The 7,497-nt window shown below is 39.1% G+C and carries 4 protein-coding genes; all 4 read right to left on the reverse strand.

Annotation, left to right across the window (positions count from 1 at the left end):
- On the reverse strand, positions 1 to 1,058 hold a 1,058-nt coding region (locus tag P20311_RS08725; RefSeq protein ID WP_202945608.1), incomplete at its 3' end, for a hypothetical protein.
- On the reverse strand, positions 1,058 to 3,037 hold the full coding sequence (locus P20311_RS18530; protein ID WP_008111832.1) for a hypothetical protein: 1,980 nt from the start codon (positions 3,035 to 3,037) through the stop codon (positions 1,058 to 1,060). The genes P20311_RS08725 and P20311_RS18530, both read right to left, overlap by 1 nt.
- On the reverse strand, positions 3,037 to 4,548 hold the full coding sequence (locus tag P20311_RS08735) for a site-specific integrase (RefSeq protein ID WP_158307804.1): 1,512 nt from the start codon (positions 4,546 to 4,548) through the stop codon (positions 3,037 to 3,039). Before P20311_RS08735 ends, P20311_RS18530 begins: the two co-directional genes overlap by 1 nt.
- A 39-nt stretch (positions 4,549 to 4,587) precedes the next feature.
- Positions 4,588 to 6,999, reverse strand: coding sequence for an ATP-dependent helicase HrpB (gene hrpB / locus P20311_RS08740; RefSeq protein WP_008111835.1), 2,412 nt, complete (start codon positions 6,997 to 6,999; stop codon positions 4,588 to 4,590).
- Positions 7,000 to 7,497 lie beyond the last annotated feature (498 nt).

Genomic DNA, 7,497 nt, shown 5'->3' on the forward strand with positions numbered 1-7,497 from the left:
GTTGAAATAAGCTTTACGACCCGTTTGCTTATGGTTACTTTTCCATCTGGGTCATTTCCTTCTTCGCTGATAGTCGTTTGCTCGATACAATCATAGGGTAAACGCATAACCTCTTGATCTCGCATTCCAGTGTATAAGTGCAGTATTAAGCGCATTCGATACTGAATTGCTTTTAGAACGCTAGAAAGGCTCGTGGAGCTATTAACAGCCAACTCCCCGGAGAAAACATCTTCCAGTTTGTATATTTTCAGTGCTTCCTGCATATCAGGCCGCCATTTAGCTTTTCCACCAACACGATTAGACTTCTGCCATTCATAAGATCTTCCGTAGAAAGTATCTTTGAAATTCTCTAAGAGATCGGGCAAAGCATCCAACTTTCCCTCAAAATGCTTAAGTTCATCAGTCAAATGATTAATATATGACAGGTAGATCATAGTTGGAATGACTGGAGTTTGTTCACTATCGTCAACTTCAATTTCTAGATTAGCAATTGCTGAGAAACCAACTCTACCCTGTCCAATGTAGCTCAAGTGATTACCTATCGCACGAGTCCGCTTTTTAATACTGGTGCCAACTTTTGTACTCAAGAATTTGTTTAGAAGACGCTTATTTGAAAATAACTCACCAAGTGAAATAGTCCCCATAAATCGATTTTCTTGCAGAGAGATACAATATTCAATGGCAGATGCCATAACTTGGTAATATCCATTTAACGTAGAAACTGCAATATTCCCTGTGTGGCCTCCTTCAGCGAAATACTGGATCAAAAATAATAGGTATTTTGCCTCATTTACCAGAGAACGACGCTCGATAGGAGATTTTCCCACAAGGAAATTATCAAATCGAAATTGTGATATTTTTTTACCACTTAAACGATATGGATTAAAATCCCATATATCCTCTCCATATATGGCAGTCGGCTTTCCATTAATATCACGACAAAGCACAAAGTCCGCACTAGGATAATCTTTGTTCTTTGAAGAAAAAAAACTATCTGGAGCTGTTCCCTGCTTACACTCTTCTTCTGCAAATATTCGGCTTAGATTTGAAGCTACCATTAAACAACCACCCCCATTTGCTCATAACGTTCTAATCGAAACTCCCAAAATGGTGTCAATATTCCATGTTCCATTACATCTTCTCTGACATTTTCGACCAATAATTTAATACGTTCTGACTTTTCTGAAATCTGTACTAATACTTGCTTGATTCGAATATTTAGCTCCAACAGCAAAGAGTCGGAATGGTTAAAATCCGTTGCCATTTCCCTAACAGCTTCAATCACATAAAGTAAACTATAAAGCTTATGAATATCTTCCTGATCAGCATGACAAACATAGTGTTCACAATATAAACACCCGATTTGAGACATACAATTGGGTTCAATTGGAGGAGCGTCTTCCATAGCTTCGGGGTGTTGAAAGTCATCACAATGACCCGACGCAATATTTGTATTTTCTGAAGATTTTGTGTCGCCATCAATAATCTTTAAGGGAATTTTTTGCGACGGTTTTCTCTCCAAAATTTTTGTGGCGGCAGCTTTTGCGGATTCAAAAAATAATCCAAACTCTTCTTGTTGCTTTTCGGGACTAGAGACTGCGTAATATTTATGATTAGTTTTAATCGTATGGTTTAATGAATCAGCAATCACTTCCTGTGCTACATTCAACTCATTCCATACTAAGGTTTTATATTTACGAACTTGAGATGCTGTAATTATCTTAAAAGAATGCGGAAAAAACTTCCCTCTAACGCTTCTATAAACTCTATAGATGTTGTCACTTTTCAATTGAGAGTAACTATCTGTATATGATCCATTACGATCTATTGTAAAAAACAAATATGGGCAATTCACTCCATTCAATAACCAATTTCTTAATTGAATATATTCTTTGAAGATTTCAAGTCCCTTTCTATTTCCTAAGTGATACGCAACTTCACGTTCACCCGCTCTCATTTTAACAGCACGAAAGTCATTCTTAAGCAAATCGCTTTCTAGAGTAAAGCTTTCATCGTATTTTAGTTGGCGAAGCTCCGTTCTATGTATTCCGGTCATTAAGATGAATAATTGCATGTAGCTTTGAATTGCTAAAGATGCGTAATTCAAACGATTGATATTGCGCGGATCATTGTTAACTTTTAGCAAGTTATTATGAGCTTTATCCAGCTCTCGTTGGGCTTCCTTTAAACTTATGTTTCGTGGACATTTCAATTTGTATTCTTCGGCTGTTGAAAGTCTACCCTCTAGGTAGTTGTAGCTAAACAACTCCTCTCGCAAGTACGGTGTGATACAAGAATTACTATTGCTTGGGAAAACATAGCACTCATAATCAGGCATTTTTAGCAAAAAAGGAAAAGATTCATTACTCATCACAAAATGTTTCAAACCTCTAGCGAGATTTAAAAAAGTCTTTGTTGCAAAACGCACATTCCGCTCTTCAGGCACTTCACCTTCTTTGCGCTTAAATTTTATGATTGGGATTTCTCGAATGATTTCTTTTGTTTTATCCGTGCCCCAATATATTTCAAACAGTTTGATCAACTCCCTTTGCTTCTCATTAGCAGTTTTAGGAGTAATTTTGGCCTCTGCTGACTGAATTCTGTGTTTTAACTCCGCTTTCCAAGCTTTATAAGCTTCTCTAGATTGACTTTCAGAATCGAAAGCATCACTAAAACCTGAGCTGTCGATCCATTGAAGTATGTTCGCAAAATCTCTCAAGCGCGTTCCTACTGTAGTGTCACGGTTTAGTGTGGTTGCGACATAATCATGTATGGAGTTAAGTAAATCCCTTCTACTTAATTTAAACGAATCCTCACAAACCTTAGTCGGTAAGTGAGACAAGTGAGAATTTTCTTGCGGTTGTCTGACTGTATAGGCAAATGCACCTATATCAATTGGATTTTTTCTGCCACCATCACTTAGTTGTAAACGTACTTTTTCAGGATGAAGAAAGTCTTGTCCTATTTCTTTACGAGTGACAACAATAGTATCTCGTTCAATAAAGCTTAACTTTGGTTCATTATTCATACTGCCCATTAAAATATTCCTTTAAACAAGATTTCTTCATAACCATCTTGAGCTACTAACTTGTCATCAAATTCAACAAAAAGTTTTAAATAGTGCTCTGTGGTTTCCCTATTTGTGTGGTGCAGTCTAATTTGAATTTTTCGAATTTCATCACCGGGTCTAAGCTGTCCGGGTTTCAGCTTTGTCTTTCCGTTATATACCACCAATCGAGATAAGTGCTGATAATACTGATATGCAAAAGTTGCTCTTTGCCAATGGAATGTGAAACTCTTGGGAAATGAGGCTGATACATTCCTAAACAATTTTTCTTTCAGATAGTCAGTATGTTCGCCTTTTGGTCTTGTTTTGACCTGTCTGTACCGAGGATCGTTTTTTGCCATATAATGACAATTACCGTTGGTTGAGAGAAATAAGTACATATCATCTTCACTAAGGATATCACCATATTGCTGTTCAAATAACTTCCTCCTCTTCGCGGATTCTTTTGAAAAAGCATAGGTATGAATCTGCTGAACAAGACTTCGAGGAAAATGCAGCTTTTGCGGTTTTCCGTTCTTTGTATCAATACCAGTTTTACCACCTGCTTTTAAAACCAACGTTCCATCGGCAGATATTTCATCCTTGAGTTCTTGTGATATATTGTGCAGGCTTTCTAAGCCCTCAGCTACTTCTAAGGATTTGAACAACTGGTTTATGTGTTTCATACGCATTGTGAAAATAGACTGCTTTCTGCAACCAGTATTTAGCGCAATGAGGTGAATTAGCCTCTCATCAACTGAAAAAACGCCACTGTTTAGTACATCAATTAGTTCATCACATTGACCATTTGATAGAGGTCTTAAATCTTCTCCACCATCTCTGACATAGCCTATAGGAACAGGCTTTTGTTGATAACTAGCATTAACTGTTTGGCTACGCAATGTAACCTGTTTCTTAAAACCATTTTGAAAGATAATAAAAGCTTGTTTTGTTTTATCCACCCTTGTCATATCTAGGGTATAGCCCGGTAATTTAGAAACAAACTCATAAAATTTATATACAACTAATGTTCGCTTGTTAAGATTTTTGGGCGAAACATCATCACGATGAAGCAGATATTGGCTGTACCTGTAGCTTGGTCTTTTAGCAGCCCTAGATGCACTAAAGTCGAGATAATCAATACATTCATCTTCGCAAAACAGCTTATAATCGAGCAGCATGGACGCATCTTTTCTTATCTCATCCGTGGTTTTGTAACCACCACGACTAAAATCTTCTTCCATTGAGCGTTCATAAAAATAAAGGTTAGCCTCATACCAAGGCGTGCCACACTCATTAAAAATAAATGGCAAATGGTAAACTGAATCATCAGAATTAGTCAGAGAATACTCTTTGTGTATAAAATAGAATTCATCTGCATTTCCTTTTTCTAAAGGAACACGAATCGGGTAGTCACTTTTATCTGGGATTGTTGTTACATCACCAGCCGTATAATCTAAACGACTTAACGTGATCAACCGGTTCGATTTTCTTTTATCCATTATAGATGCCATTGCAGACCTCACCTTAAAGTGTCAAACTTACTTGTACCCCGGGGGTGCTGTCAATGGGTTATCAGGCCATCTGTGTTTGGGGTAGCGCCCTTTCATCTCTTTTTGTACCTCGCGGTAACTACTGTTCCAAAAATGTGCTAAGTCTTGAGTCAACTGCAGTGAACGCTTACCTGGCGATAACAACTCCATTAGCAATGCTAATTTACCGTTAGCTAACATAGGCGTACTGGTTAAACCATATACTTCTTGCATGCGCACACTAAGCTTGGCGGGGCCATCAAGTTGGTAATCAATCTTTATATTAGAACCACTTGGTACTGTTAGTCTCAGTGGGAGTAAAGATTTAAGCTCGCTTTGCTGTTGCCAATTGAAGCAGTTTTGTAGTGCCTCAAAGTAATTAAACTTTTTAAGCTGCTCAAGGGTTTTAATATCTTCAAGGTATACCCCTAACCAATCACCTGCTGAGTCAATTAGCTGCTGCTGATTAATAACAGGAAACTGCTCTGGCATCAATTTACTAGCTAGGCACATTCTAATAAGTAGTTGCTCACTTTCTTTTTGCTCGTTAAACAACGAAAAACCCTGCTTGGCAAACAAACTAAACCATGCCTTGGCCCGCTCTGCTTTATTAAGCTTATGTTTGCTCGGTTGGCTGCTAAGGATAATTTCCCCAAGTTTCACTTCATCTTGATGAATAAACCGAGCGGCTTTTTCATCAAACTCGCAGCGGGTAAGCTCAGTAAATAAATGCGGTAAATATTCTTTGAGCATCAATGGACTAAGCGAGGTGGCCGCAAAAATACGTCCGCCTTTATGGCCGCCCATACTGGCAATAGCTATGTATTCGTCATTATGCCAGTAGTCAGGGTTTAGCTCAGCTCCTGCGCCATTTGCTAATAAGTAGCCATTGCCGCGTTTTTTAGCAATCCGATCTGGATAGCCAAGCGATACTAATAAGCTTAAATGTTCAGTGTTTAAATCTGTGCGGCTATCGGTAAATTTTAAGCGTTTTAACCAATAATTTAATTGTTGCTTAAACACAGGATGCGGACGCTGCTGTTGACTATGCAGTGCTAGGTTGAGTTCATTGGCAGTGCTAACTCGGCTTTCTAGTAAGGCCACCAAATAAATAGCTAAGCGATAAATCCCATTTAATCGTGGCTCTAACATTTGCGCTTTTAATAACATATGCGCTAAGCGAATATCGGCACCAAAGCCCAACATTTTACTACCCAGCGTGGTGAGCTTACCGTTACTATCTATGGCTTCAAGCATAGATAATAAATTGGTAGCTTGGCTGCATTGTTGCTCACTTGGCGGGTCAAGTAAGGTGAGTTCACTAATGCTTGCGCCCCATTGCTTCGCCTCAAGCATCAGTTGGCTAATATCTGAGGTAAGAATATCAGGGTTATCGTGGCTGTTTCGTCTCTCAAAAGTTTGTTTTGAACCTAACCGATACACAACCCCTGGCTCTATTCGCCCTGCACGCCCTGCGCGTTGTACTGCCGATGAACGCGATATACTTTGCGTAGTAAGCTCAGTGACACCGGTTTTTAAATTAAAGCTGGCTGCACGGCGCTTGCCGCTATCAACAACAATTCTAATACCTTCAATGGTTAAACTTGTTTCGGCAACATTGGTCGTTAATACTACTTTTCTCATCCCTTGAGGCGCTGGTGCAATTGCTGCTTGTTGATTGGCTTTATCTTGTTCGCCAAATAATGTGGCAACAATACAATCACTGGGCAAGTCGCTCAGCGCTTGCTGCACGCGCAGTATTTCTCGCTGACCGGGTAAAAATACCAGCGCACTGCCTGTTTGCTCATTGAGTGCTTGTTTTATTATTGATGGAATAGCATCAAGCAAGCGGCTTTCATCTTTTATTGGGCAATATATTTCGTCAATGGGGTAACTTCGCCCGTTTGAATGAATTACTGGGCAATTAAAAAACTCAGTGTAGCGTTCGCTATCAAGGGTTGCCGACATCAACATAATGGTTAAATCTTCACGCAGCGCCGCTTGCGACTCTAAAGCAAAAGCCAGCGCGGTATCTGCAGCAATAGAGCGCTCATGAAACTCATCAAAAATAAGTAAATCAACATCACTGAGTTCAGGGTCGTTTTGTAACATGCGCGTAAGCATGCCTTCGGTAACTATTTCAAGGCGAGTTTGTGTGCTGACTTTGCTTTCACCTCGCATCCGTAAACCGACACTTTGCCCCAGCGTTTCGTTTTGGCAGTGCGCTAAATAATTGGCAATATTTCTCGCCGCCAAGCGCCGCGGCTCTAACATGACGATGCGCTTATAATGCCCATCGCGCATAAGCTGTAATGGCAACCATGTTGATTTACCAGCACCAGGCGGCGCTTGCAATAAGGTGATTGGGTTGGCTTTTAATGCATCAATGAGTGAATTATATATTTCTTGAACAGGCAGCACGCTATTTACCCTAAATTACTTTGCCGACATTGTAGCAAAAAATATCGTTTTATTATTAAAAAGCAAGTGGCGTTTTAAGTGATTTAAATGCCCTTAAATTAGCTCGTGATTGCATTTCGTTTCAAATACCTAGTAGGTATAAAGCTGTAAACCGAAGCTACAGCTAAGTAAATACTCTTTTTAATTATTACGTTTTGTGCAACTTTGCGGCTAATTGTATTTATAATAAGCAAATAGCGGCTAACGTCACCTTTATTAGACTAAAGAATGATTGCTGCTGAACCTGCTGATTTTATGACCTTTTCGCTATTCTGCATGACAAGATCACACTGTAAAAACAAAACAATAAACCACTGAATTTAAAGACCTTTTAAATTTAACAAGCCAGTTACAACACATCCCTTTGCTATTTTTGTTAACACTTACAAAGCGTTAAACTGGGCTATGCACGACCTTTTGCCTAATTACAATCTGTAGCAAGCTGTTTTACCCTGCGCA

The organism is Pseudoalteromonas sp. BSi20311, assembly GCF_000239875.1.
In the GTDB taxonomy this organism is placed as follows: Bacteria; Pseudomonadota; Gammaproteobacteria; order Enterobacterales; family Alteromonadaceae; genus Pseudoalteromonas.